General features: G+C 49.5%; 27 protein-coding genes and 1 riboswitch. Of the genes, 8 read left to right on the top strand and 19 right to left on the bottom strand.

The genetic code is table 11. The features are described from left to right. Nucleotides 1–522: 522 nt before the first annotated feature. The 12 genes from GS398_RS22690 to katG all read right to left on the bottom strand — a co-directional run bounded on the left by GS398_RS22690 (nucleotide 523) and on the right by katG (nucleotide 11,748). The gene (locus GS398_RS22690) at nucleotides 523–663 is read right to left on the bottom strand and encodes a transposase (RefSeq protein WP_369410272.1); all 141 of its coding nucleotides are present in this window, start codon (nucleotides 661–663) and stop codon (nucleotides 523–525) included. Further along, on the bottom strand, nucleotides 644–907 hold the full coding sequence (locus GS398_RS22685; RefSeq protein ID WP_255494212.1) for a transposase: 264 nt from the start codon (nucleotides 905–907) through the stop codon (nucleotides 644–646). The genes GS398_RS22690 and GS398_RS22685 overlap by 20 nt, the downstream gene beginning before the upstream one ends. Nucleotides 908–1,939: 1,032 nt before the next feature. Next, on the bottom strand, nucleotides 1,940–2,119 hold the full coding sequence (locus GS398_RS22855) for a putative toxin-antitoxin system toxin component, PIN family (RefSeq protein ID WP_369410271.1): 180 nt from the start codon (nucleotides 2,117–2,119) through the stop codon (nucleotides 1,940–1,942). A gap of 220 nt (nucleotides 2,120–2,339) precedes the next feature. Next, nucleotides 2,340–2,558 carry a hypothetical protein gene (locus GS398_RS14565; RefSeq protein WP_160907521.1) on the bottom strand — a complete coding sequence of 73 codons (219 nt, stop codon included), beginning with the start codon at nucleotides 2,556–2,558 and terminating at the stop codon, nucleotides 2,340–2,342. A gap of 2 nt (nucleotides 2,559–2,560) precedes the next feature. Next, nucleotides 2,561–2,737 (bottom strand): hypothetical protein, encoded by a 177-nt coding sequence (locus GS398_RS14560; protein WP_160907520.1) that lies wholly within the window; start codon nucleotides 2,735–2,737, stop codon nucleotides 2,561–2,563. An 800-nt stretch (nucleotides 2,738–3,537) separates the two neighbouring features. Next, nucleotides 3,538–4,632, bottom strand: a complete 1,095-nt coding sequence (locus GS398_RS14555; protein ID WP_160907519.1) for a hypothetical protein — start codon at nucleotides 4,630–4,632, stop codon at nucleotides 3,538–3,540. A 2-nt stretch (nucleotides 4,633–4,634) separates the two neighbouring features. Next, nucleotides 4,635–5,495, bottom strand: a complete 861-nt coding sequence (locus GS398_RS22290) for a methyltransferase domain-containing protein (protein ID WP_202406076.1) — start codon at nucleotides 5,493–5,495, stop codon at nucleotides 4,635–4,637. Continuing rightward, nucleotides 5,488–7,245, bottom strand: a complete 1,758-nt coding sequence (locus GS398_RS14550) for an FAD-binding protein (RefSeq protein WP_202406075.1) — start codon at nucleotides 7,243–7,245, stop codon at nucleotides 5,488–5,490. The genes GS398_RS22290 and GS398_RS14550 overlap by 8 nt, the downstream gene beginning before the upstream one ends. Before the next feature lie 493 nt (nucleotides 7,246–7,738). Beyond that, nucleotides 7,739–8,245, bottom strand: a complete 507-nt coding sequence (locus GS398_RS14545; RefSeq protein ID WP_160907518.1) for a DinB family protein — start codon at nucleotides 8,243–8,245, stop codon at nucleotides 7,739–7,741. Nucleotides 8,246–8,293: 48 nt separating this feature from the next. Next, nucleotides 8,294–8,434: a hypothetical protein gene (locus GS398_RS14540; protein ID WP_160907517.1), complete on the bottom strand. Its 141-nt coding sequence runs from the start codon at nucleotides 8,432–8,434 to the stop codon at nucleotides 8,294–8,296. Nucleotides 8,435–8,490: 56 nt separating this feature from the next. Next, nucleotides 8,491–8,880 (bottom strand): TraR/DksA family transcriptional regulator, encoded by a 390-nt coding sequence (locus GS398_RS14535; protein WP_160907516.1) that lies wholly within the window; start codon nucleotides 8,878–8,880, stop codon nucleotides 8,491–8,493. 597 nt (nucleotides 8,881–9,477) lie between these two features. Next, a complete protein-coding gene (gene katG, locus GS398_RS14530) occupies nucleotides 9,478–11,748 on the bottom strand; it encodes a catalase/peroxidase HPI (protein WP_160907515.1) in 2,271 nt (756 codons plus the stop codon). Between the two features lie 205 nt (nucleotides 11,749–11,953). On the opposite strand from katG, the gene GS398_RS14525 reads away from it, so the two are divergent. From GS398_RS14525 to GS398_RS22680, 6 genes are all read left to right on the top strand, one after another. After that, nucleotides 11,954–12,274, top strand: coding sequence for an ArsR/SmtB family transcription factor (locus tag GS398_RS14525; RefSeq protein ID WP_160907514.1), 321 nt, complete (start codon nucleotides 11,954–11,956; stop codon nucleotides 12,272–12,274). 8 nt (nucleotides 12,275–12,282) lie between these two features. After that, on the top strand, nucleotides 12,283–12,753 hold the full coding sequence (locus tag GS398_RS14520) for an SRPBCC domain-containing protein (RefSeq protein ID WP_237488200.1): 471 nt from the start codon (nucleotides 12,283–12,285) through the stop codon (nucleotides 12,751–12,753). Nucleotides 12,754–12,851: 98 nt separating this feature from the next. Next, nucleotides 12,852–13,430 (top strand): YdeI/OmpD-associated family protein, encoded by a 579-nt coding sequence (locus GS398_RS14515; RefSeq protein ID WP_160907513.1) that lies wholly within the window; start codon nucleotides 12,852–12,854, stop codon nucleotides 13,428–13,430. 32 nt (nucleotides 13,431–13,462) lie between these two features. Next, a complete protein-coding gene (locus tag GS398_RS14510; RefSeq protein WP_160907512.1) occupies nucleotides 13,463–14,029 on the top strand; it encodes a DUF4256 domain-containing protein in 567 nt (188 codons plus the stop codon). Between the two features lie 16 nt (nucleotides 14,030–14,045). Next, nucleotides 14,046–14,423, top strand: a complete 378-nt coding sequence (locus GS398_RS14505; RefSeq protein ID WP_160907511.1) for a VOC family protein — start codon at nucleotides 14,046–14,048, stop codon at nucleotides 14,421–14,423. Between the two features lie 151 nt (nucleotides 14,424–14,574). Next, nucleotides 14,575–14,706, top strand: coding sequence for a hypothetical protein (locus GS398_RS22680; RefSeq protein ID WP_202406074.1), 132 nt, complete (start codon nucleotides 14,575–14,577; stop codon nucleotides 14,704–14,706). A gap of 93 nt (nucleotides 14,707–14,799) precedes the next feature. Here GS398_RS22680 and GS398_RS14495 read toward each other — a convergent pair whose 3' ends face one another. From GS398_RS14495 to GS398_RS14480, 4 genes are all read right to left on the bottom strand, one after another. After that, nucleotides 14,800–16,719 (bottom strand): rhamnogalacturonan lyase, encoded by a 1,920-nt coding sequence (locus GS398_RS14495; protein ID WP_160907510.1) that lies wholly within the window; start codon nucleotides 16,717–16,719, stop codon nucleotides 14,800–14,802. A 13-nt stretch (nucleotides 16,720–16,732) separates the two neighbouring features. Next, nucleotides 16,733–17,647, bottom strand: a complete 915-nt coding sequence (locus tag GS398_RS14490; protein WP_160907509.1) for a sugar phosphate isomerase/epimerase family protein — start codon at nucleotides 17,645–17,647, stop codon at nucleotides 16,733–16,735. 146 nt (nucleotides 17,648–17,793) lie between these two features. After that, complete coding sequence (locus tag GS398_RS14485) at nucleotides 17,794–19,215, bottom strand: glycoside hydrolase family 125 protein (protein ID WP_160907508.1); 1,422 nt, start codon at nucleotides 19,213–19,215, stop codon at nucleotides 17,794–17,796. Between the two features lie 80 nt (nucleotides 19,216–19,295). After that, entirely contained in the window at nucleotides 19,296–19,712 is a 417-nt protein-coding gene (locus tag GS398_RS14480) for a DUF1700 domain-containing protein (protein ID WP_160907507.1), read from the bottom strand. Nucleotides 19,713–19,831: 119 nt separating this feature from the next. Here GS398_RS14480 and GS398_RS14475 point away from each other — a divergent pair, with 119 nt between their 5' ends. Further along, nucleotides 19,832–20,395 (top strand): RNA polymerase sigma factor, encoded by a 564-nt coding sequence (locus GS398_RS14475; RefSeq protein WP_237488199.1) that lies wholly within the window; start codon nucleotides 19,832–19,834, stop codon nucleotides 20,393–20,395. Between the two features lie 42 nt (nucleotides 20,396–20,437). Here the strand turns inward: GS398_RS14475 and GS398_RS14470 are convergent, their stop codons facing one another. Beyond that, complete coding sequence (locus GS398_RS14470; protein WP_160907506.1) at nucleotides 20,438–21,583, bottom strand: cysteine desulfurase family protein; 1,146 nt, start codon at nucleotides 21,581–21,583, stop codon at nucleotides 20,438–20,440. 78 nt (nucleotides 21,584–21,661) lie between these two features. Beyond that, a riboswitch (SAM riboswitch) is annotated at nucleotides 21,662–21,762 on the bottom strand. Between the two features lie 140 nt (nucleotides 21,763–21,902). Between GS398_RS14470 and GS398_RS14465 the strand changes: the two genes are divergently transcribed. Next, nucleotides 21,903–22,556: a phosphoribosylanthranilate isomerase gene (locus GS398_RS14465; protein WP_160907505.1), complete on the top strand. Its 654-nt coding sequence runs from the start codon at nucleotides 21,903–21,905 to the stop codon at nucleotides 22,554–22,556. 49 nt (nucleotides 22,557–22,605) lie between these two features. Here GS398_RS14465 and GS398_RS14460 read toward each other — a convergent pair whose 3' ends face one another. Both GS398_RS14460 and GS398_RS14455 read right to left on the bottom strand, forming a co-directional pair. Continuing rightward, a complete protein-coding gene (locus GS398_RS14460) occupies nucleotides 22,606–24,378 on the bottom strand; it encodes a hypothetical protein (RefSeq protein WP_160907504.1) in 1,773 nt (590 codons plus the stop codon). After that, nucleotides 24,375–25,670, bottom strand: coding sequence for a glycoside hydrolase family 28 protein (locus tag GS398_RS14455; protein WP_160907503.1), 1,296 nt, complete (start codon nucleotides 25,668–25,670; stop codon nucleotides 24,375–24,377). The genes GS398_RS14460 and GS398_RS14455 overlap by 4 nt, the downstream gene beginning before the upstream one ends. Nucleotides 25,671–25,690: the final 20 nt, after the last annotated feature.

Below are 25,690 nucleotides of genomic sequence, written 5' to 3'. Positions count from 1 at the left end.
AATGTATAACTAAAACGCTCAAAATTAGCTTGAAATTGCCAACAACTTGCAGGGATCCCGGGTTGTGATCCGGCAAGGACTTCACGTTTTTCCTTTTTAAAAATATTTTATAACTTTGAGAATATAAACGCCGTTCTTTCGCATCAAAAAATACGTGAGTGTTTTGGTGAGGCAGTTTTACTAAATATCTGAATAAGAATTACTTATTTCATATTTTGATCTCCCAGCGGGATCACATAGTAAGACTCCAAAAATCTCTAAAACCCTCTAAATCAAATATTTAAAGGGTTTTATGTTTCAGTTAAAACACCAAAATATTCATATTAAACGGGATCAAGGATCAAGCAGAATTCTTGGGGGGAATAGAAAAAAAGAGTTGTTTTGTGCGACCAAATTGATCTCAGTTTTGCAAGACACGTACGAAACTCTTGTCCGCTTATTATTGCCGGAAGGCCTTCTCGATTATTTTGAATTAACCAGCGTTAGCAAAGGTGAAACAGGATCAAGCGTAAAAGTTGGGGACTAAGCATAGATTTTGGCTAATCGATACATGAAGAAGTCGATATTTCTCACGCCTCTGGACGTTGCCCTGAAGGCCTTGACCTTTGCATTAAAAGACTCTGCCGAAGCGTTTGTACTCCTGTTATCGAAGTAGTTGAGGATGGTGAGGTAATGATCTGGATTGTGCGGGATACAGTGCGGAAGGATTAATACCTGCCTCTTCGACCTGGTTATACCACCTGGCCAGTCGTGTACAGCCTACCCCTTTGTCTTTAGTTGAGGAGAAGATATGCGACAGCTTCCTGCTGATCCGGTAGGCCGTTTCCAGCGAAGGGTATAATCGGAACAATATCTCCGCCCGATGATGCTGGGAAGCCGTCCATTTGGTTTCATCCTTAAAGAGCAGGTACCGGCTTCTGGCCAGCAGTTGTTTTTTGGTGTCACCGTTTTCAAGGATGTCTGGGACATAGTTTTTATCGAGTTCTGGCCAGTGCGATCTTCAGGTTTTCCTGAGGTCCCCGATCCGAATAGGAAGCTAACGTTATCCAATTCAAGATAATTTTTCAGCATAAACCTGATCTTATCGATGATCTTATTTTGATAAAGGTTTTCGGTTGTCCATTCTTCCAGCTTATTTGTATTGCCGAAGAAAATCTTATTATTGATTAGATCAAAGTACATATATCAGTTACTTTTTTAGGGGATTGGCTGGTGTTTAAACCTATGATATATTTGCAGAGTAACAAGAAAGTTGTCGTGAAATCAGGTATTCCTATCTGTCGACCATGTCGATCTTAATTTGTTGTTCAATAACGTTAAAACCCCCTACAACTATGGGCATTGGGTGTTAATCCGGTTTTTCCAAGCGGCGGATTCTGTACCTATCCAACGACCAACAAAAGTTAATACAAATCGCCTCTTTACGGGAACCCGTTTTTTCGACCTAAAAAATGTCTGCAACTTCGATAAGTTGATAACATTAAACAATTAAACAAATGGCAAAAGTATCACCGTTCCATTCAGTAAAACCAAACACCCCGAATGTTTACCATGACAATGATAAATGCACGGAAGGAAACAACATCGAACCGGCCAATAAAAGAAGTGGCACAGATAGTCGGCCGAGGTGCTCTCATTGTACCAGGCTGGCTAACTAAAAGTTCGGTCTCCTTTAAAGAGATACTGCCCCTGTCGATGAGATAAGGGGCTTTATTATGTCCTGCCGTTGCTGTCGCCCCCAACAAGTGTTTCCTGTTCAATTCCGAGTTTTAGACCTATTGAACTTGCTAGGAAAACCGGATCTGCACTAACCTAAGCACTCTGTCCATAAGTCTTCGAAAATAAAAACTGCTCAATTTAACGGATTTGATAGTATTAAAATTCGATGCTTTATCAACGACGTTAAAATCAGCGCCAAATTGTATTGACATCAGATAAATTAATGCTTTTTTAGCAGGTAATCGCTCATAACAAGTATCGATGTGCTTCCGACCTTTTTAAGATCCAATAAATCCTTGTCCCCTGTAATCAGATGAGTTGCCTTGCCATCCTCTGCAAGAGACAGCAGGAAATTATCCTTCGCATCCCGGCAAAGCGTGATTTCGCTGGTTACAGCTATAAATTCCGCACGTAAGCTAATATGCTAAAGAAGGGCTTCGAGATGTGGCAGTGAAAAGTATTTCTTAAACTTTGGCCACCTGGCGACTTCTACAAACTCTTCTAAAAGAACCTCACTGAATAGTAGGGTAACAGATCAGTCGGTAAGTATCGCGTCGAGCTTCGAAAAGTCTTTCGTTAATAAGAAGCTGATCCACAGGTTGGTGTCGATAATAACCCGATCATTTGCCGGCATAACGTCTAGCCCTTACCAATTCAACTTCTGCGGTAATATCTTCTAACGAAGGGGGATTAGCAGCGGCTTTAGTGCGCAGGCGCTTTACAACGTTTAAGAACCCATCATCAGAAGGTTTTTTAATGGCAATAAGCTGTAAATCTGCCAGATCTTGCAGAAGCTTGGTTGCCTTTGGGTTTAATATATCAATCTGGTAGGAGATCATATTCAAATATATAAGATTTCTAGTTTCTTGTTTAGCCCGAGCTTATTTTTATACTGCTTGGAGACAATGGTGTTCATCGCCATCAACACCTCGTAATCAGTTACCGCAAGTATCCGGGAAAACAGGCTTTTCCCCGATCCGTTCGGCCCGGCAACGATGTACAGTCTTTGAACCGCCATCGTCAATTAAGCTAACACCCGGATGGTTCGTTGGGCAAAGGTGTATGGATCTTGCTCAATGAGCAGTTTTTTACCAGCGGAGTACTGGTGAATGAATAAGCCAGGCGTCACACATAGTTCGTTCCGATAAACTATGGGGAGGTTAAGCGATGCCGTTTTAATCATCTCGGCAGTAACAACTGTTTTAACTTGCTCTCCTGTTCGGAGGGGGTAATATAATTTATCACTTATCCGCTCTTTTGTGGCTTTCAGCTCGCGGCGCGAGAACCTGCAACAATTCGAGACAGAACTCATCTTCGAAACACTCGACTGCCTGTTTTGGATGCTGCCTGTAGAAGAGATGATTAAATATAAAAAGGAACTCAACCCAAACGAACTATTTCTTGCCGAATACATGATATACTCGGATTCATGGATTTTAAGGTTGACTTCCTCTGATCCTGACAGTTATGAGATTGTGAATTCCGATCACAACTCGGCTGAAACGTTAACCCTGACAAGCTCATTTACTGAGTTTGTAATTCGATATATAGATTCGGGCCTTTTTTCTGAAAGCGGGTTATGCTATTGGCATGAAGAACTTAGGGCCGCAAAGTTATTCAAAGTACTGGCTTCCTTGCCGACTTATGGCCCTATGTATGTTCCTTTGACTGAGACCGGTGAACCATTTTACTCCGAAGGTTTAGCGCTCCTTTGATGGAGTAATAGCATGGTATAAACTCTCCTATCTAAAGAAGTAGTAATGGCCGAAAATAAATTCTGTCTCCTTGTATGTTAGCTGCATATCGTACTCTATCGATTTAATAATCATAAATATGTTCAACCCTTATCCTTCGTCGATGCAGCTCCCTAAGCACGGTCGCTAAAGAACTAACCTTTACAGCTATGGCAACCCGCTGTACACCCGGCTGCGTCACTATCGGCTGATTAAAAAGTACATTATAATCAGCACCGGATTTCATCGGTTCCGAAGATAGTACAGTAAGCATAATGGCAGACCTATTCCCTGCGACCTCTTTAAAATCAGCACCTAGTTCTGCCAGTTTTCCGGCAAATACACTGAAATCAGCATACCTGGGTAAATCGATAAGCACTAAACTATCAGGAAGCAAGCGAACTTTGCCAAAACCGTTGTTACGCGCTGCATCTCGTGGAAAATGATCAACTACTACCGCGGTGTTAAGTAAGGCCGCGTCATAGGCCGACTTCGTTGCTTGCTTAATCAGCCATCCATATCCGCCTTTAACGAGAAGTTCGGTGGTGAGATAGTATCGACGCTCGAGTTTTCGAAACAGGCTAGATCCGGAAAATAGAGGTAACTTCCACAATCTCTTCAAATCAGTGCTAAACGAATATTCATACCACGGAGTATCCTCTATGAAATTCACATACCGGCGCATATAATTTGCGTTAAAGCGATCTTCAGCGGTTATTACCGATCCAGTCGACTTGTCTGTAATCCGCCCGATCACCGTTTCATATACCGACTTTATAAAATATTCCACGGTGGTACTAACACCAATTACCATGATCATCACGTGGTAGCCGGTGTTAAACTTATAATTATCCTTCACCTGATCGTAAACAACTCTATAACCCTCCCACAACTGACTTACATGCGTCATGTATGGAAATGAAGTGGATGTATGTGAAGTAAAATAATCCGCTTGCTCTGCCGGGCTAAAAACAAGGAACCATTCAGGATATGTTAAGAATGTTTGGTCTGCCGGGCGGATGTCTTTGGCCGGAGTTATCGGATGGGCATTCGTGGTCAGCCAGTCCTTATCAACAAGTAAACCTTCTCCAGCAGTGGTGGTCGACTGCTGGTTTTTTGCCATAAAGATGATCGCGGCAAATACCACCGCGATAAGAGTCAATAGCCTGAGCCGTGCCATAATTATAACTTATTGAACAACATTAAGGTATTGTCAGACGGATCGTTATCCTGTAGTATGCGTTTCCCGGAATCAGAGAAGCCCGCACTGATCACCAGTTCTGACCATTCCTCAGCAGACTTAAAGTTCTTGAAATCATTCTTTTCGAACTCCCAGGTCTCATTTAACCCGACATTAAACACGGTGTGAACCAGGGAAACGAACGTAGCCGTTTCTGCATCTCGCACGTCGTGGTCGCGCATTATAAAAGAACCGCCGGGACGAAGGACACGATGAACCGAACGGATAAAGCCGTCTAGCTTATTTACCGGGCAATGGTGCAACCCGATATAGCAGGTAACCACATCAATACTGGCACCTGGGACAACCTGCTCATTAATTGGCTGGTAGCCGGAAATATCAACAAACGTCCCTAACTTGCCGATCTGTCCCCGCTCCATAAAATCGCCCGGAGAATTACCGGGAGCAATGTCGTTCAATAAAATGATTGGATCGGTAACCTTAATCTCTTTTCTCAGCTGGCTGATATAGCGGCCTGTCGAGCCAATCTCAACATAACCGTTAATCTGTTTTCTACTGCCGAGCAAAAGCATTGTTTGCCGGGTGATCTCTTTCTTTTGCTTCTTTAGCGCCGGTAACGCATAAGTTAATTCTGACAGGAAAGGCTTGATTGTTTTTAATTTGGCTTGTATCGACTTATAAATCGCTTCGTCAGTGGTATTAGCGGCGGTTTCTTCTTTTATCAGCTGGTGGAATTTTGCTTCCGGGTATAAGTGGAAGATCACCTGAAGGAATTGGTAAAATGCATCACTCCAACGGGTGTCGTTAAATACTGCTTTAAATTCGGACGTTGTATTAGGCATGATTGGCAGGTTTTGAAGGATTATAATAGGCTTCCAACAGGGTATTTCTGAATCTATAGTTCGGATCCAGCTTGTTTTTTAGTTCAAATAGTTTTGTTGCGCTTGGATAGGCCTTGTGGAACTTTTCTGGGGTGACATGCACCTGGTAAGGCAGGTAATAGCTGCCATTCACAGCAATTACCGCATCGGCAAGCTCGCGTGTCCAAACGGCCACTTCATTTCTTGATGCAGGGTCGGTATGTTGTTTGTAGTAAATAACGAAGGCGAACACCTCTTCGCGTGCCCAGGCAAGGTAGGTGCCAGGATCTGCTTTGGCGTGCCTGATGGAAACATTTAAGACGTTTACCCGGTAGCGTATAAATATTTCTGCCATCGCTTTTTCAAATTGATCGAACTGCTGTACCGGCACAAAATATTCCAGTAAGACATAGGTGGTATCATTTCTCGAACGGGGTTCCAACTCTGCTACATCATAGCCAGCCTCATAATTGCGCCAATGAACTCTTTTGCTGCGAAGTAATAAAGGGTCAATCAGAAACTCCCGTCGCCACTTTCCAAAAGGTGTTTCTGTAAATGACCATAAAAAATATCGTTCCAACGGATAGGACTCTTTTAGCGGCATCAATCTTGTCTTAACGGTCGGTTTCTCATGGGTCTCAATCCAGGTAACAGCCCGAAGCCGCTTGTATCCTGGTGGATAGATGTCGCCGTTATGGAAAACTGCCTTGCTATTGTCGCGAATATTCTTGAAGAAGTATTCTTTGTAATTGCTCACATCCATCTTTTGATGAACCCGTTTTATCGCCACGTTATCAGCCAGTTCCAGTTCCGCCTGTACAATTACGCCAATGGCGTTATAACCCCCTATCGCGCCGTAAAACACCTCTGAATTTTCGCTCCGATCGGCATGGAGAAATGAGCCGTCGGCCAGCACTATATCTATGGATCTAACCGATAATACCACTGGTCCCAACCCCATATATCTTCCGTGTGCGTTGACACTTAATGCGCCTCCTACAGTGAAGTTGGCGTAGGTTTGCATGATTTTAACGCTCAGGTCATACTCATCTATATATTGTTGAATATCGCACCAGCGAATGCCACATTGCACTTTGATGAATTTGTCCTCTTTTGAAAACCGGAGCACCTTATTTAAACTTCTCATATCGATATGCAGGCTATGAGCGCTGGCAGTTTGCCCTCCCATGCTAAAGCGGCCTCCGCCTACGGAAATCGGGCCATCGGTCTTTTTTACAATGTCGCAAAGCTCTTCGACAGTTTCCGGCCTTGCTGTGCCGGAAACCACTATAGGATTTAGTTTTGTTACATCATTGATTATTCGCTCACCAGTTTTAGAATCCGGTAAAACGACCCCGTTATCATTACTCAGGTAATCGGCGGCCGTACCCGGAACACGTCCGAACCTATTGATATGCTTGTTTCCTTTTTTAAATCCGAGGCAATAGAGCAGCCAAAGGGGGCCAGCCACGGGTATTATAACCGCAAACAACCAATAGCCGGATCTATTTAGATCATGAAGGCGTTTAACAGACGTTCCTAATATCGCCCAAAGCAGTAAAGGGTATAGGATCAGCGTAATGGCTGACCATTGGGAAAGTAACAGAAGGTTGTACAATACATAAAAAGTACACCAGTAAAAAAGGGATGCTGTCCAATAGGCGCTTCGTGAAATCCTATCTGCGAAGGTAAAAAGGATATGACTTACGGGCAGTTTTTGTTTAAATCGCATTAGAGGTAATGTCGAGGGACACAGCTAATATAATGCTAAAAGGCTGGATAGACTGGGTAGCTAAAAGTCCAGATGAAAAAGATTCTGCGCGAAAGTATACCGCGCTCCGATACATCTCAACGGCAGGTCCTTTCGGGAAACGTATCCGTAGCTTTTCTTTGTCAACCTGTGCAAGTGCTGCGAGATATGATCACTCAGTCATTAAACCATTACTGGCCATTATCAAGCTTAATTAAAAGATCAGTAAACGAAGAGGCAATCTCAATATGATATTCTGCTCTAATTGTTCCATGGTTACTTAGTTAATGTAATACAAAGCTTCGTGTTACCTGATCGCCTTCATTAAATAGTAAACCGGTATGATCAACCAACACCAAAGAAAACGAGGTTGTATCAAGCTGCAAAATAATTACTCAGTCAAATATTTGTGGCGCGAGTGAATCTGACTCGTGATACAGCCTCGTTCATGACACAGGCCCGCCAGGAACCCGGCTCATCTCCCCCCTCTGCTATCCTCATAAGTAGGCCCGTACATCCCGGGCACCTTATTCCCTGTAGCGCGCAGGTACACGATCATTTCACCGCGATGGTGATAAATATGGTTAAAGAGAAATCCACGTGCTACAACTCCCCTTGGCATAGGCCCAAGCACCACCCGGTCGCCAACTTTCATGGTCCAGTTGTCCTGCAGTTTCTCCTCGGTAAGGGAGGTTAACGCCGCCCTTGCTTTTTCGACGTTGCTTTCAAAAAGCGCCAGGGTGGCTTTGATATCATTCGTATCGCCGCGCTCGAGGCGATCCGTAGCCATATCGTACACATCTTGCGTGAACGTTCCTACATACCAGTAGTAAATAGTGGCGATGTGCTGTGCCAGCTCCCCCATCGTCCATGAAATTTCTGAAGGTTTATAACGAAGATCTTTTTCGGGAATCGCCTCCAGCAATTTACGGGTGCTGGTTACTTCATGTTCGAATTCTTGTGTCAGGAATTGCAGCATCATATTCAATAGTTTTTGATTAATTATAAAGCAGCATGTCTGCCAGGCACCTTACCGTTGGCAGGTCTTTTCTGCGAGCGCAGCCTGCCGGAAATAGTCGCCCGGGATCTTTCGACTTACGCGGCCGTCGAGCGGTTCCAATACCGCCAGGGTGATGAATCGCCTTCCATAAAAATGGAGCGCTTCAGCCACTTCGCAGGAGAAGTAGCTATACCCCTTTATTTATCGTCAGGGGCGGGGACGCTACCTTATGCCTGCTTCAGCTTGGCTTCCATACTTAGCGTCGTATGCGGCACCGCCATCAGCCTTTCCCTGGGGATCAGTTTACCGGTTTCGCGGCAAACGCCATAGGATTTGTTATCGATCCTCGATAGGGCGGCATCCAGCTGTTCGATAAACTTCTTCTGGCGGGCGGCCAGCTGGAGGATCGACTCTTTTTCGAGGGTTGCTGCGCCGTCTTCCAGCCCCGCGTTTGCCCCGCTGGTATCGTCTGTCCCGTTCGGATTATTGCTTTGCAGCGAGGCAGTCAGGTCGTTAAGGTCCTCACGGGCAAGGGATATTTTTTCGAGGATGACGGTTTTAAACTCCTCGAGTTCGGTATCAGAATACCGGGCTGAGTTTTCCTTTTTGTTTTCCATAGGAAGGCATAACAGTCGTTGTGCAGCAATGTTTTTTCGATTTTGCGTTACGGTTATGATATCGGGATGTAATAGTGATCTCAACAGAGACCATCGCCTTGCAGCGGCGAGCAAGTGTCTTCCGAATCGCCATATGAGCGGATAAGCCACCTCTCTATTACGTTAAATGCCATGATCGCGGCAGCTATATTAACCAGGCCGGCAAATATTAAATACCCGAACACCGGCAGCAAAGCATTCCGACGATACACTTTTACATGCATGCTGCGGCGATGGGTAACAAAACCGCCAAAGGGACAACAACGCCCTGGAAAGGTAGGAGACCGACAACATGTGTTATTCCAACAGTCCTGTTTTGAGTGAGACGTTTTTCTTATCTCATAAAATGCACATCTTAGGGCTCCATGTTACCAACGCGATAAAGTTTATGTATTGAATTCCGGCCTCGCCACGGAAATTCCATAATTAGAAATACTGCTATGACACAGTAATCCAAATATAGAAAAACACAATGGTTATTTCAATAAAAAGGCACCGCCCGCAATAGCAACCTATTGCAAGCAGTGCCTGGTAAAAGTCACTTCACTACTGCGCGGATCAGTTCAGCCCGAACCTGTCCAGGTTCATCACCTTACTCCAGGCGGCCACGAAATCTTTCACAAACTTATCCTGGCCATCCGAGCTGCCATACACTTCGGCAATGGCCCTGAGTTCGGAATTAGACCCAAATACCAGATCTGCACGGGTAGCAGTCCATTTGGGCTGCCCGGTAGCGCGGTCGGTACCCAGGTAAAGCTCACGGTCATCGCCCATGGCCTTCCATGCGGTGCTCATATCCAGCAGGTTGGTAAAGAAATCATTGGTAAGCAGGCCCGGGCGCAGGGTGAACACGCCATGCGGGGAACCGTCGAAGTTGGCGTTCAACACCCGCATCCCTCCTACCAGCACCGTTAATTCGGGTGCGGTAAGGGTGAGCAGCTGTGCCTTATCTACGAGCAGTTCTTCGGTTGATACGGTATACCGCGATTTGCGGTAATTGCGGAAACCGTCGGCAATGGGTTCCAGGTAGCCCATCGACTCTACGTCTGTTTGCTCCTGCGAAGCATCCATGCGGCCGGGCGTAAAAGGAACGGTAACTGGATGTCCTGCATCGCCTGCCGCTTTTTCCAGGCCCGCACAACCTGCCAGCACGATCAGGTCGGCCAGAGACACCCTTTTACCTGGTTGTGTACTTTGGAATTCCTGCCGGATGTTTTGCAGCGTACCTAATACTTTTTGCAGCTGCACCGGGTTATTCACCTGCCACGATCTTTGCGGCTCCAGCGCGATCCGGGCGCCATTAGCACCGCCGCGCTTGTCGGAACCACGGAAGGTGGAAGCAGAAGCCCAGGCGGCAGAAACCAGCTCACCGACGGTCAGCCCGGAGGCGAGAATGTTCCCCTTTAACCCGGCAATATCATTCCCGTCAATCAGCGCATGGTCAACGGCGGGAATAGGGTCCTGCCACAGCAATACCTCTTCCGGCACATCCGGGCCCAGGTAACGGGTACGCGGCCCCATGTCGCGGTGCGTTAATTTAAACCAGGCACGGGCGAAAGCGTCTGCGAATGCATCGGGATCCGAGAGAAAGTTCCTGGAGATTTTTTCATAGGCAGGATCGAACCTTAAGGCGAGATCCGTAGTAAGCATGGTGGGCGCTTGCTTTTTAGAGCCGTCAAACGCATGCGGGATAATGTCCCCTGCGGCCTCGGCCACCCACTGGTGAGCGCCGCCAGGGCTTTTGGTTAATTCCCATTCGAAGCCGAACAGGTTCTCGAAGAAATTATTGCTCCATCGGGTAGGCGTGGTCGTCCAGGTAACCTCCAGGCCACTGGTAATGGTATCGGCGCCTTTGCCCGAGCCGTAGCTATTGTGCCAGCCAAAACCCTGCATCTCCAGGTCTACCGCTTCCGGCTCTTTGCCTACATGCGAAGAGGGAGCGGCGCCATGCGTTTTGCCAAAGCTGTGTCCGCCGGCAATCAGGGCGACGGTTTCTTCATCGTTCATGGCCATACGGCCGAAAGTATCGCGGATATCCCTCGCTGCAGCAACCGGATCAGGATTGCCGTCCGGGCCTTCGGGATTTACGTAGATCAGCCCCATCTGCACGGCGGCAAGCGGCTTCTCCAGGTCGCGGGAATGAATGTCGCCATCGGCATCATCGTCCGACACCAGTACCGCATGCCTGGCCACACCTTCAGAACCATGCGCATAACGCACATCGCCGCCCAGCCACTTGGTCTCGGAGCCCCAGTATACATCTTCCTCCGGCTCCCACACGTCTGCGCGTCCGCCGGCAAAGCCGAATGTCTTAAAGCCCATCGATTCCAGTGCGACATTCCCGGTAAGGATCATCAGGTCGGCCCAAGAAATATTACGGCCATACTTCTGCTTAATGGGCCAGAGCAGCCTGCGTGCTTTATCAAGGCTTACGTTATCAGGCCAGCTGTTTAGCGGCGCAAAGCGCTGCTGACCGGCCCCTGCACCGCCGCGGCCATCGCCTGCCCGGTAAGTACCCGCACTATGCCAGGCCATGCGGATAAATAAGGGGCCATAATGCCCGAAGTCGGCAGGCCACCAATCCTGCGAATCGGTCATCAATGCATGCAGGTCTCTCTTTACCGCTGCCAGGTCGAGGCTGTTAAATGCTTCGGCATAGTTAAAGCCCTCACCCATCGGGTCAGACAACGACGAATGCTGGCGCAGGATATTTAACTTTAACTGGTCAGGCCACCAATCGCGGTTCCTGGTGCCGCCACCGGCAACGTTATGCTTCATACTGCCATTGTGAAACGGGCATTTACTAATGTCGTTTGATTCTTTTTCCATGTTTATAAGGTTAATTTGCTCTTGTTTTCCTTGACAACTATAAAATTATGCTTTTAACCTGGATAACTATAATCGATTAATTCTATATTTCTATAAGTAAAAACTATTTATTGAACCTTCCGCTCCAACCCGCCGCCACACCGGTAATAAAAACATTTGCGTAGTTAAATAGCTACACATATATTTGTAGCCAAATAACTACGCGATGAATTTAAGACGAGACGTTTTCCAGGCCATAGCCGATCCTACCCGCAGAGCCATCCTGCTGCTGGTCACCACGCAGGCGATGACCGCCGGCGCCATCGCAGCGAACTTTGATACGGCGCGTCCCACCGTTTCAAAACACCTGCTGGTACTCACGGAATGCGAGCTGCTGAAGCAGGAGCAAAAAGGCCGGGAAGTTTACTACCAGCTTAACCCGCAGAAAATGAAGGAAGTGGCCGACTTCGTGGAACCGTTCCGCCTCCTATGGGACGAGCGCTTTAATAAGCTGGAAAGTGTGATGCAAAAATTCAAATCGACATAAATCCTGGAATGATGGGACTAAAAACAAAAATCACCGCCGAAGCGGGCAAACAAGACCTGGTAATTACCAGGGAATTTGACCTGCCCCTTGACCTGCTGTTCAGGGCGTACGTGGAACCGGAGATCGTAGAACAATGGATGGGAACCAAAGTATTAAAGCTCGAAAGCAGGAAGCACGGCAGCTGGCAGTTCGAAACGAGCGACCCGCAAGGAAACGTGGTGTTCAGGGCCAATGGGGTCGTGCACGAGTTCGTTCCCGGCCAAAAGATCACCCGGACCTTCGAAATGGAGAATACGCCGTTCCCGGTACAGCTGGAGTTCCTGGAATTTGAAAAGCTTACCGCCCATACCAGCAAACTTACCATGCAGATCGTTTATAAATCGGTGGCAGACCGGGACGGGATGCTTAAGTTACCCTTTGCACAAGGCATCAATATGGCGCATAACCGCTTGCAGGAGGCTGTAAACGACCTGAAATAAAGGAAGAGATAAACGGATGACCCCGCACTCACGGTAGCATCATGGCACTTAAGACCGGCAAACGAGAAACCAGTTCAGTTAATTAACGAATGAATCCCATGAATCCTAAAGTCGATTTCTTTTTCCGGAAAAGCAGGAAATGGCAGAAAGAACTGGAGCTCCTGCGTACCATCGCGCTCGGCTGCGGGCTCACCGAAGAACTGAAATGGGGTTGCCCCTGCTATACCTTCCAGGAAGGCAACGTCGTTTTAATCCACGAATTTAAAGAATACTGTGCGTTCCTGTTTTTTAAAGGCGTTTTGTTAAACGATGCCGATGGGATCCTGCTGCAGCAAACGAAGAACGTGCAGGCGGCACGACAGATCCGGTTCACCGGCATTGAAAAGATAACGGAGATGAAACACATCCTGGAGGCCTATATTCTCGAAGCCATTGAAGTAGAAAAGGCCGGCTTGAAAGTAAACCTAAAAAAGACCGCCGGGTTCGCCATGGCGGAAGAATTTCAGCATAAGCTGGATGCGCTCCCCGCTTTGAAAGCAGCGTTCGGGTCGTTAACCCCGGGACGTCAGCGCGGGTACCTGCTGCACTTCTCCGCACCCAAACAAGCCAAAACCAGGGAAACCAGGATTGAGAAATGGATCCCGCAAATCCTCGACGGAAAAGGATTGAATGATTAATGGTGATCAACTTAAGTTGGTAACTTAAAACAATGAAAAACAACCGAAACCAATTATCCCCCCAACAACGGGAAGAGCTCCTTACCACGTTAAAAGCCCGGTTTACGAAACACGCGGACCGTCACCCTGGCCTTGATTGGGCGGTCGTACAGGCAAAGCTAGAAGCCGATCCCGGAAAACTATGGGTGCTTGACAATATGGAGCGCACCGGCGGAGAACCGGATGTAGTGGCGTACGATGAAAACACCGGCGAATACATTTTCTTTGATTGCGCCGCTGAAAGCCCCAAAGGCCGCCGAAGCGTTTGTTATGATCATGCAGCACTTGAAGCCCGGAAAGAACACAAACCGGCCGACAGCGCCGTGAACATGGCCGCCATTATGGGCATCGATCTCTTAACAGAAGAACAATACCGGCACCTCCAGCAACTTGGCAAATTCGACACCAAAACATCCAGCTGGATAGTTACACCGGCCCATATCCGGAAACTCGGCGGTGCACTCTTTGGCGATTTCCGTTATGACACGATATTTGTATATCACAACGGGGCGGAATCTTATTATGCGGCCCGCGGATTTCGCGGCTCATTAAGGGCGTAATATAAACTAGATGACTATGGAAACTTATAAAATACTGGGATTAAGAACAACGATTTACCAAGTGAGCGACATCGGCGAAGCAAAAGCGTGGTACGCCGGCGTGTTTAACACAAAGCCTTACTTTGATGAGCCCTTTTACGTTGGATTTAACATCGCCGGGTACGAGCTTGGCCTTCAGCCGGAAGAGCAACCGGTAACCCGGAAAGCGGAGAGCGTTGCCGCCTACTGGGGAGTGGAAGAGGTACAGGTGGCTTACGACGCCTTTATCGCAGCAGGTGCAACGGAACATGAAAAGCCAACCGATGTAGGTGAAGGGATCATCGCTGCAACCGTGAAAGATCCATGGGGAAACGTAGTAGGGTTGATCCACAACCCATATTTCACGCTAGGCTAGGGGAATCAGTCTGAAAGTGAAGCAATGAATAGGCTGGCGCCGTCGGCGCCGCGAAAAATATTCGATCTTTTTTATCTGCGCAAAAAGAGTACGCAGTTTGCATATTACTTTGTACCAGTTTAACATTGTAATTACCGCAACACGATAAAACATGCTTCTTACCGTTACCACCACGCATTACCCTGCCAGTGACCTGAGCTTTCTTCTGCACAAGCATCCCGGCCGCGTACAATCTTTCGGTCTATCTGCCGGGAAGGACGAGGCCGTTGACCCAAGACCATAAGAGTAGGAACAGGCGAAGCGGATATCCATCCATTATGCGTGCGAGTCGGGCAGCCGGGCGTCGATCAGTTGGCACATAACTTAGGTACAGCTGTTACTTTTTACCTGCTCTTACTATCACGATCCGTGGTTTTGGCGGCTGTACCATGCCATACCCGAAATAAAAACCGGTATGCGGGGGCTGGTTATAACTCGTGTTTTGCCAGGCGACGCCGAGGCGATATTGCGGATCGTGCATTAAGGTGTAACACCTGAAATCCGTAGGGATGGTAGTGGTGTATATCCGGAGCTCCGTATTGTCGGGCGTGCGCCAGATCACCTCTTCACGCCAGTCGCCGAATAGGTCGGCGCTCAGGCAGGGCGTAGCCTTTGTGCCGTTATTGGATACGGATCCTTCCGCGGTAAGCAGGTTTACGGTAGTTTCGGTTTTCCAATCCCATTTATCTATGCGGTTCTTATCCAGCAGTTCGCGGGTAAGATCGCCATCCCACCAAACCAGGAAATTGGCAGACGAAGGCACCTTCGGGGTAATCGTTTTGCCGTGCAGGTCTCTCAAGCCGCCCGGACCGCCCCAGTTTTCGAAGCCCGGGTGCGTGGGATCAATGTCGGCCGCCACGCCGCGCCCTACGTCTTCGCTTTCCCCGAGCGACCATAACACCGCGCCTGTTTTTGCGTTAAACATCGCTACCCCGGGTGTTTTTAAAGCAATGGTTTTTTCTTCATTTTCGTGGATGCCGAAAACCTGCTTCATGGCAGGGTGATCAGGGTCCATTGCAGTGAGGTGGAGCGCATCGCCGTGCCGCAGACCGGTGGTGTACAGGCCCCGGCCGTCATCGTCAACGGTCATGGCGCCTACACAGATCTCGTCTTTGCCATCATCGTCCACATCGGCTACCGACAGGTTGTGGTTGGCCATGCCTGAGTACGGGTTTTTGCCGTCTTTCGAATCGAAGAGCCATCGGGCAGTAAGCTTATTTGCTTTAAAATCGTAGGCGGTAAGCGCGGTACGTCCATACCAGCCGCGTACAAACACCGCACTGGGGTGCACCCCGTCCAGGTAAGCCACGCAAGCGGTAAAGCGGTCGGGGCGCCCCCCGGTCACATCGTTGCCGCCGTTGCCGCCAATGCCGCCCCAGCCATCCAGCGGGTAACGGTCGGGCAGGTAACCGGCGGTAGCCATTGCAGCCCCGGTCATACCGTTAAATACGGTAAGGTATTCGGGACCGGTCACTATTTTCCCGTAAAACGGACTTTGAGGGTCATCGAGCGAGCGCCAGTCTTTAGTAGCGTCGCCGATAGGCTTCCCGGCGCCATCGATGGACCCGTCGGCTGTTTTACAGATCATTTCGGCCTTGCCATCGCCATCAAAATCATACACCAGGAACTGAGTGTAAGCGGCGCCCGCACGGATATTTTTTCCAAGATCGATGCGCCAAAGCCGCGTACCGTCCAGTTTATATGCATCGATGAGGTCATGACCGGTAACACCGGGTTGCGGGGGATTACGGCTGTTGGAAGGCTCCCATTTCAGGACGATCTCGTACCGGCCGTCGCCATCCAGGTCGCCTACACTCACATCGTTGGCCGTGTAAGTGAACTTTTGTCCCCCGATTTCCCCGGGAGGAGGAGGCTGGATGGGCACGGGCAGGTACTGCCTCGCGGGTGCGTTGGCAGGCAGGGTAAACGTTGCCTGAGTGGCTTGCTCCGCACCTTTCAGTACAGGTTTTACGAACCAGGAAACCGGGGCGTTGTTCGCCACCCCTAAATCCGCGTAATTGGTAGCGCCGGCAAGCGGTCGTGTATTTAAACGGGCGGCTTTTCCATTTATCACACGGTACAGGTTAAACGCGATCCCTTCCGGGTCGGTGGCAAGCAGGCGCCAACTTAGAAACACCCGTCCATTCCCCTGGTTAACGGCTACCAGCCCGCGGTCGAGATACTCCATCTGCCGTTGGGCGGAGAGGAACAACGGGCAAAGGAGGCCCTGCACCAACAGTATTCTTAGCAAGCGCATGCCCGGCGAGCGTTTAGCTAAGGCTGAATTTAAGCTTATCTTTCAGGTAGTCCTTGGCCATTTGCCCGCTTTCCAGGGGAGTACGGCCTTTAACCGGTACGCCGTCAAGCTCTACCACGGTATAACCTTTAAACTTGATCTTTTTAAGGGCGTCAAAGATCGCCGGGAAGTCCACACGGCCCTGGCCAAGTTCAACGAACTGGTAACCGCCTTTGTCGTTGGTGGTTTTCACATCTTTAATGTGCAGGCAGTGGATCCGGTCTTTATATTTAAGGATGGCCGCCGCCGGATCGCCGCCCCCTTGCTGGTAATGCGCCACATCAAGCAGGAAACCCACATATTTGGGATCGGTGTTCGCCAGGATCGTGTCTACCTCTGCCGGTGTCTGCCCAAGTTGCCCCATGTGATTATGGTAGGTAGTTTCGATGCCGATGGCGGCTGTCTGTTTGCCGATCACGGTAAGCATGTTGCCATATTTTACCAGGTCGGCTTCTGCCACTTCACCCGATTTGGGACGCGCGGAATTAGTCACCTGGATGCGTTTCCCGCCGAGCGCTTTCACAAATTTCGCATGGGTAACGTGCGGGGCGATCTGTGCCTGGTCATCAGGCGTATTCACATTTGCGTTACCCGAAGAAAACATTACAAGTTCAAGTTTCGCGTCGGCTATCATTTTCTTCAGTTCGTCTACTTTCTGGCCGTATTCCTGGTAAGCATTTGCCCTGAGCTGGATACCGGTAAAACCCAAAGAGGCGATATCTTTTATGGCCTGCACATCGTTTCCGCCCCAGGTAATGGCAGAATAACCGAATTTAATGGGACCGCCAGCCGGGAGCAACAGTTCTGTGGACGGCTTGATGGCAGCCGACGCGGCTAGGATGCTTAACTGGGCGAGGAAGTCGCGACGGGAAAGTTCGAAAAGTGTCATATCGATTTAATTTATGCAGTGACTATTGGTTGAGCGCTGCAAAATACGACATGACGGCGGATTTCCTATTGATCGCCGCGTTTTAACTTTCGAAAAAGCCGGCGATACTTTCCAGCCGGGCAGCTACGAGCAATACGTAGCGCGTTTTAAAGCAAATGCGGTTTCGCCTGGTACGTTTCCCAAAGGAATTCGCCGAACAGCGTATTTGCCCACGCGAACCACTTGCGGGTAAAGCGTTTAGCGTCTTCCTTATGAAACGATTCGTGCATAAAACCGGTGTCCGCGTGACTTGCTTTCAGCGCGGCGATACATGCCTTGATCTCGGTGTCGCTGGTGCTGGTTAACCCGCGCATAATAATGCCCAGCGGCCAGATCATGTCTTTCCCTGCATGCGGGCCGCCGATGCCCTCGCCCGCTTTTCCTTTAAAAAAGAAGGGATTATTCAGCGAAAGCAGCATTTTACGGGTATTGCGGTAGATGGGATCGTTCATGGGCACCGCACCCAGGTACGGCAGGCTAAGCAGGCTTGGCACGTTGGCGTCGTCCATCAGGTTATAACTGCCAAAACCATTTACTTCGTAGGCGTAGATCACGCCATACTGCGGATGGTTGATCACCGCATGCTTTTTCAGGGCCGCAGCTACTTCTACGGCCAATGCGGTAAGCTCTGCAGACAAAGGCAGGTCGTTACTGATGGTTTTCACCATTTCTGCCGCCTGTTTAAGACTTACCGCCGCGAAGAAATTCGACGGCACCAGGTAAGAGTACACCGTGGCGTCATCACTCGGACGGAAGGAAGAGCAGATAAGCCCGACCGGTTTAACAGGGTATCCATAACCGTTCATCGGCACACCATCCGTAGCCCAGGAAGTAGTACGCTGGAACGAGTACGGGCCATCGCCATTTTTACGCTGCTGTTCTTTAAATGTTTTGAGGGTAAGCGTAACCGCCTGTTTCCATTGCGCATCGAACGGGGCGGTATCGCCGGTGAGCTTCCAGTATTTATACGCAAGGCGGATGGGGTAGCACAGCGAATCGATCTCCCACTTGCGTTCGTGGATACCTGGCTGCATTTTGGTATGGTCTTTCGCCCACTCGCCCACTTTGGCAGGGTCGTTATAAAATGCGTTGGCGTACGGGTCTTTGAGTACGCAAGCGGTCTGGTGATTAATCACGCCGGCGATCAATTGCTGTAAAGGCTGATCTTTTTTGATAAATGCCAGGTAAGGCCATACCTGCGCGCTTGAATCGCGTAGCCACATAGCATCGATATCGCCGGTGATCACGTACGTATCCGGGCGGCCGTTCTTTTGCGTGTGGGTAACCGTGGTATCGAGCGTATTGGGAAAGCAATTGTTAAACAGCCAGCCAAGCTCGGGGTCTTTTACTTTCGACTGGAATTCGACGATGGCCGCTTCAACAGACCGGCTGCTGAAGTTCCGCCCGGCCACTGCTGTACGCACAACGGGAAACTCAGGATAAATCGTTTTAGCATACGAGTACGACTGATTGAGCAAAAGGCTCCCGGTGAGCAGACCGGATTGCTGGAGGAACGTTCTTCTTTTCAAAACCTGTTGTTTAATGGGGTTAGTAAATCGGTTTATAAGTTAGGGAGGTGAAGATAAGAAATAGATCGCGAATACCCTAGCTATCGGGGCGATCCCCGGCGGGAAGCCGGAGCGGTCTCCACGGGCTCATCCCGGACAGTGTTTGCTTTACCTGCTTTCGGCACGGTATTAACGACCGGTTTTGGCGGGATAGCTGACTTCGGGATAGTCTCCGGCTGTTCGCGAAACCCAAAAAAACTGACAGCGATGAGGGCGACGGAAGCTACCGTAGGCCAGAAAAGCTTACTATAAACGTTGGTGCGCTGTTCGCCGGCAGTATAGCTCACCTGTTGCAGGATCCTGTCTCGCACATCCCGCTCATGCAGGGTGAGCCCGTGCTTTTCGCGTGCCGGCAGCTCAAAATCGTCTTTATAATCTAATACTATTTTTATTTCTTCGGGGGTGGCGCTGCCGTCGAGGTATTTCTCAAACAGCGCCAGGAATTCGTCGCTCGTCATAAGTTTACATTGGTTCTAAAGCTATCGAGTATATTTTCTAAACGCACACACACAACTTCTAAAAAAATAGTTGCAAATGTGCTTTATAACTGTAAATTTACGCTACTGACCACACACATATGGCTATAAGTTCACTGAACGATGCCGAATTATGGACCTTAATTATCTCGGACGACTACCGGGCCTTTACCGTTTTATTTGAACGGCATTGGTTAAGGCTCTATAAAACCGCATTACGATACACAAAAGATCACGCTGCCTGCGACGAAGTGGTGCACGACCTGTTTGTAAACATCTGGGAAAAGCGAAAACACCTCGTCGTCCTGGATTTCGAACGATATTTGGTGGCCGCCACGAGGTACCAGGTATATACTTATCTTAAACGCTGCAAGAGGTCCGCGCTCGAATACCGGGAAGACGTAAGCCTGCTAAAGCAAAGCATAACGTTGAGCGCCATCAATACCGGCCAGGAAAAGATGCTTTACCACGACCTCGAGAGCGCGATCGACGATAAGTTGAAATTGCTGCCCAAACGCTGCCAGGAGATCTTTTTCCTGAGCCGTAAAGAACATCTCTCTAACAAGGAGATCGCGGAGCGGCTCAGCATCTCGAAAAGGTCGGTGGAGAACCAGATCACGGTCGCGCTGAAATACCTGAGGGTTTGTTTAAAGAATACGGCGTAGGATATTATTCCCCGGAATTTTGCGCCCTGGTGGAATACCACGCTAGCCTGCTTTAGCATACTTCCAGTTAAACGCCTCCGCCAGCGTATCTGCCACATGATCTACTTCAGCCGTAGTATTGTGTTTGCTGAAAGAAAACCTCACGGCGGTGCGTTCAAAATCAAAGTTCAGCGCCTGCAGCACGTGCGAGCGCGATGCGGAATGGCTGGTACACGCACTTCCGCCAGATGCCGAAATAAAATGCTGATCCAGGTGCGTTAATACAGGGACGCTTGTTTTTGGCAATGATACACTTAAGATGGTATACAGGCTTTTATCTTCTAACAAGGCATTCCCATTAAACTGAACGTCTGCTATCCGCGAAGTCAGCCGGGCCGTCATCCTATTTTTCAGCGACTGGATATGCTGCCTGTCTGCCTCAATATCGCGATAAGCGATCTCGAGCGCCCTGGCCAATCCAACGATCCCTGATACATTTTCGGTACCTCCCCGTTGCGCCTTTTCCTGCGACCCGCCTAATAACAACGGCAGCACATCGGCTTTGCCGGAATTATAGAGAAACCCCACTCCTTTCGGGCCATGAAATTTATGTGCCGAACCTACCAGGTAATCGAGGTGAAGCTTTTGCGGGTCTAGCCAACAGTGCCCCATGGTTTGCACGGTATCCGAATGGAACACCGCGTCGTATTGCCGGCACAGGGCGCCGATCGCTTCGAGGTTGTGCAGGTTACCCGTTTCGTTGTTCCCGTGCATAACGGAAACAAAAGCGCGCTCGTTCCCGGCAAGCAGCGTCTCCAGGTGCGTGAGCGAAAGGTTCCCCGCATCATCATGCTGAAGCAAGACCAGCCTTATCTCCCCTTTCTGTTCCAGCGAGCGTAAGGTATTAAGCACGGCATGGTGCTCGAACGGCGTGGTGATCGCCAACCGGATCCTATGCCGGCGAATGCCTGAAAGAATGGCGGTATTATCGCCTTCTGTACCTCCCGACGTAAAAATGATATTCGCGGAAGCAGTGCCCAGCAGCCCGGCAATGGTGGCGCGCGACCTTTCGATGGCTATGCGCGCTTCGCGTCCATGCGCATGTGCGGACGAGGGATTTCCGAAATTCCCGAACAAGTACGGTTCCATCGCTTCAAATACTTCGCGATCAAGTGGTGTGGTGGCGGCATTGTCAAAATAAACTTTCATGTTGTAGAAAAATTAAAGCTTATCTTAAAAGCGCCAGGTGTGGCAGGCTGGTAGTTTCCCGGAAGGAAAACGAACACCAACTTATCTCTTTCGCCAATGGCGAACAGGAATTAGCACCTTGTACATTACAGGTTGCTAAGACTTCACAGGGCCTTTCCCTCCGTCTTTCTGGATAAGCATGAAATAAAAGAACTATTGCGATGCAAATATAATCACATAGTCTATAATTCCTATAGACTATAAAAATATTTTTTTCATAAGACGTGACGGTATCAGGCATTTTATTGTCTCCTTTGCAATAACAATTCGGCCTGTAATAATGTACCCGCGTGTAAAGATCTGCTGCATCAGCTCTGTAAATGAAGCCGCCATCGCGGTAAAATATGGCGCATCGGCGCTTGGACTTGTTGGCAAGATGCCTTCGGGACCAGGCGTGATCAGCGACACCCTTATCCGCGAGATTGCCGCCGGCGCCCCTCCTGCGGTAGCCACTTTCCTGCTTACCAGCGAAACGGGCGCCGGCGGGATCATTGCTCACCACGATCTTACCCGTACCAATACCCTGCAGCTGGTGGATTACCCGGATGAACAGGTATACCGGGAGCTGCGTGCACAGCTGCCTGCTATTAAACTCGTGCAGGTGGTACACGTACTCGATGAAAAAGATATAGAACTTGCCCAGCGTGCCGCAACTTACGTGGATGCGCTTTTGCTCGACTCGGGCAATCCCAACCTCGAAATAAAGATCCTGGGCGGTACGGGCAACGTTCATAACTGGAAGATCAGCCGCATGATCCGCGAAAGCGTAAAGCTACCCGTTTTCCTGGCCGGAGGCCTGAATGCCGGGAATGTACGCAGGGCGATGGATGAGGTTGGCCCGTACGGGCTGGATCTTTGCAGCAGTGTGCGCACCGGCGGTAAGCTGGATGAGAAAAAGCTCGGAGAGTTCTTTAACGAGATCTACCGGGCATAAAACTTCCTGTTAATTAGGCGATTACGCGATTACAGTATTCGGGGCCTGCTTAATAATGGGTATGGTTAACTACTGAGCTTTTCAGGTAATTAAGGTCTTTTTTAGTGTCTTTGTTATGATAGGTGGCATACTTACTTCCATAAACGCTTAATATCCCGTTTGCCAGGGTGATCACCTCTTCTGCGCCCTTGCCCATAAAATCGAACATATGAAAGACCGGGGCCGGAAAATAGCAGGTACCTTTCCCGTTATCGCCCAGCTTAAACTTATACCAGAAGAGGTGTTCCGCCCCATCGCCGCGCCAGTTGCCCTTTATGAAATCGGGATTGCCGTTAATGGGCTGCCCCGGCCATTTTAGCAGCGTATTGCCCTGGTTATCGAACCAGTAAAGCTGGCTCCATAGATAAGGTTCATTTAGCTGCCTGTTACCGTAAGTCCTGCCACCGGCCACCACCTGCGGGCCTTTCACTCCTTTTAGAAAGTAACCTGCCTGGATCTGCTGGGCGTGTTCGGCAACCGCCTGCCATATGATCCTGCCGGTCATTGCCTCGTAGATAAAAATACCTGTTTCGCTGTTGGCGGTAACGATGTCGGGTTTACCGTCCAGGTTTATGTCGGCGAATTTGTAGCTGTCGGCATGATCGTGGTTATCCGGCAGCAGGCCGAAGCGGTTCCAGATCTCTTTGCCTTTTGCATCGAGCAGCAGCGATCCCACCAACACCTCGTCTATACCATCGCCGTTAAGGTCTGCCGGGTAAACGTAATGCCCGAGGTTGTCTTTTTTCCGGGTTTCGGTATGTTCCCATAACAGCTCCAGGTTGCTGGTATAGGCATTTACATTCACGGTTCCGCCCATGTCTGTGTATACCACCAGCTCGTTGGGGCTGCCGGAGGTTAGTTTCGCAATGGCGAGCCTGAAATTATTGTACTCGTGGGGCAGCGGACGAGTGGGCCATTCCACCTGTTTTTTTACCTGGCCGGTTTCGCCGCTGGCTATTACCAGCCATTCTTTCCCGTCGAGGAAACGCCAGTGGACCACCTCCGCTTTTCCGTCGCGGTCAAAGTCCCAGACCACGCCCGGCGCTTCAAATTCCGAACGGGCTTTGGCGTTGGTTTCCGGCGATTTCCAGTTCCAGAGCTCCTTGCCAGCGTTATCAAATACATAGGCCGAAAAGTCGGGTGTCAGCACCATGAAGTCCGTCAGTCCGTCGCCGTTCACATCGCCGAACTTTACGGCATTAGAAAGCGGGACGTTATATTGCTTTAGCAGCCTTACTTCTTCATTCAATTGGAAAGGACGGATCTCCTCCTCCGTTACATCTGGTTTTTTGGAAAGCACCACCACATCGAACGAAGCTCCCGGAGTAATGCGCGTGATCTTTACGTATGCCACGCCCTTGCTCAGTTTAAAGGAGCCGCCTTTTTTCCACAGTTGCGGTTGTTTGCCAAAAACAGAATCTGTTACCCGGTCGTTCACGGCTATCTTAAATGCACCGGCACCTGCGCCCTTGCTCCTCACATATAAGTAATAGCTGCCTTCTTCGGGCACCGTTACGCGGGCTATCAGGTTGGTTTCCGACTGTAAAACGATGGCTGTGTTGTTAAACTGCCATTCCGTTTTGAGCGTGGCCGCTTCCGTTAATTTATTGCCTTTCGGAAACTCATCGATAAAATCCGTCGCCGGAATTACCAGGAACCCCTTTGCCACCGCACCGGGATGCGGGCTGTAAGCCTGGCCGGACACAGGGCGAGTTACCAGTGAAAACGATACAGCCAGCAGCACCAGCGCGAGCTTCGTTACAGGTTTGATTGTCAAATTCATTGTATGTTGTTCCTGATAATTGGTTCGCCTGTAACGCCCACGATCTTTAAACCGGCCAGGTCTACATTACGGGCATGACCTATCACGAACCCTTTGCTGGCCGTAATGGTACATTTTTTAAAGGTTACACCGAGTACCGGGCTCTCCGGCAACCCGTTCATATCGCCTACCGTGGCTACCGTGCCCGACACGTTGATGATCTTTACGTTGCGTACCACCGGCAGTATCTTAGCGGGAGGTTTGGGGTTTACCATCCGCCAGGCCATGTTAAACTCAAAGGCCTTCTTTGTATTTTTTAAGGTGATGTCCTTGTAGGTGATATTCTCCACCACCCCGCCCCTGCTTGGTTGCGACTTAAACCGGATGGGCGCCCAGTTTTCTGCCTCCGCCACACAATTCCGCACCAGTACGTTGCGAATACCGCCGGAAGTTTCGCTGCCCATAGCCACGCCGCCGTGCCCGTATCCGAACCGGCATTTCTCTACCAGGATATCTTCCGAAGGGCGATTTACGCGCAGGCCATCTTCGTCTTTACCCGCTTTTATGGAGATGCAGTCATCGTTCACATCTATGTCGCAGCCTGTTATCAGCACATCTTGGCTCGAGTCGATATCAATCCCGTCAGAGCTCGGGATGGTGTGTGCGGCGGTGATCTTCAGTTTCGAGATCTTCACATTTCGGCTGTACAACACAAATACGCCCCACGAGGCCTGGTTATTAATATACAGCCCGGAGATCTCTATACCGGTACAGTTCTGGAAACCGATGAGCCTCGGTCTGCCATATCGTGGAGCGGCAGACGAAGAGGGTTGCGGGGCGACCCTCCTCGCCCGTTCATTCCACAGTTCTCCTGAGCCATCTATCCTGCCGGGACCGGTAATTTTTATTCCTCTCAACCCGATGGCGTTCACCAGGCAAGCCGTCCACTTGCGCTCCTCGCCTTCCCAGCGGGTATCGATCTGGGGATAGTCGCCGGGATTAAGCGAGCCTTTTAATACGCCGCCTTCGGCTACCTGCAGGCTGACTCCTTGCTTAAGAAAAACGGATCCGCTGATAAAGATACCGGCGGGGACCACCACCGTGCCGCCGCCCTCGGTGCTGCACTTGTCAATTGCCGACTGGATGGCCTTCGTATTCAGGAACACGCTGTCGCCCGTGGCGCCAAAATCGGTGATCACGTACTTTTTGCCCGCTTTAAAAGCAGATGCAAAGATAAAAGCCAGTACCGTAACCAGCATAACCGCCGCTTTTAATATCCGGGGAAACGGGAAGTTGTTTGTAAGATATATCATGTCAGAGATGGGTCAGTCCG

Origin of the sequence: Hufsiella ginkgonis (assembly GCF_009834915.1) — a bacterium.
Lineage (GTDB): Bacteria > Bacteroidota > Bacteroidia > Sphingobacteriales > Sphingobacteriaceae > Hufsiella > Hufsiella ginkgonis.
This window is presented reverse-complemented; position numbering and strand designations above follow the sequence as displayed.